The sequence below is a fragment of the Salinispora goodfellowii genome (assembly GCF_059570675.1).
This window is the reverse complement of sequence record NZ_JCANTD010000071.1, coordinates 1-1,137: the sequence shown is the minus strand read 5'-3', so window position 1 is coordinate 1,137 and position 1,137 is coordinate 1. Positions and strand designations below refer to the sequence as shown.

1 protein-coding gene is annotated in these 1,137 nt (G+C 68.1%); it reads left to right on the top strand.

The window, feature by feature from the left end; all coding sequences use genetic code 11:
* Window positions 1-228 precede the first annotated feature (228 nt).
* Window positions 229-1,137: S8 family serine peptidase (locus T398_RS26495; protein ID WP_496450532.1), on the top strand; the 909-nt coding region annotated here is incomplete at its 3' end.

The following is a 1,137-nucleotide window of genomic DNA, read 5'->3' as shown; positions in this document are numbered from 1 at the left end:
ACCGGCTTCGCCATCCACCAAGAACTCATCCGCGCCTACGGCCTACGCTGACCACCGCCAACGGCGGGGTCCCCGGACCGCCAACGCTCCGGGGACCCCGCCGGGCCCCAACCCAACGCAGATGACGATGCTCCGTCACCGTTACCCGGTGGCGGAGTGATGTCGTGGCGGTTTCCCGCCGGTCGCCAGCTGTTCATTCGACGGGTGATCAACGGTAAGAACCATGCCATGTCTTCCCATCCAGGACCCTTCACCACTGGCGGGTCACGGCGGCGGCTGATCGCCGCCGTCGTGGCAGCCGGGATGATTACGGCCTCCGCCGCCGCGATCAATCCGGCTGCCGCGACCGCCGGGCCACCCCCGACAACCACAGCCGGGGGCACGATCACCGACACCCGCACCGTCGCCACACCTGGCAGCATCCCGGAGGCGCACACCGTCACCCTGGTCACCGGCGACGTCGTCACCGTCCGCACCCTCGCCGACGGCAAAACCCTCACCGAAGTTGACCAGCCAGACGACGCCACCGGCGGCTTCACCGTCCAACAACACGGCGACGACCTGTACGTGCTACCCGACGAAGCCAAACCCCTACTCGCCGACGACCGACTCGACCAACGACTGTTCAACGTCACCGACCTGATCGAGATGGGCTACGGCGACGCTGACACGAGCGACATACCGCTGATCGCCACCTATCCCGAAACCAGCGCCCGCACCACCACCGCACCGGCCGCCACCACCCTCACCCACGACCTACCCGCCATCAACGGCCACGCCCTCACCACCGACAAGGAAGACACCCGCACCCTCTGGACCACCCTCACCACCGAGGTGAACCACGAAAGCACCGGCGTTACCAAGCTCTGGCTCGACGGCCAGGTAGCCGGCACCCTCGCCGAAAGCGTCCCCCAGATCGGCGCCCCCGAAGCCTGGGACGCCGGCTACGACGGCGACGGCGTCACCGTCGCCGTCCTCGACAGCGGCATCGACCCCACCCACCCCGACCTGACTGATCAAATCCAGGACACGGTCAGCTTCGTCCCAGACGAAGACACCACCGACCCACACGGACACGGCACCCACGTCGCCTCCACCGTCGCCGGCACCGGCACCGCCTCCAACGGCGACAACACC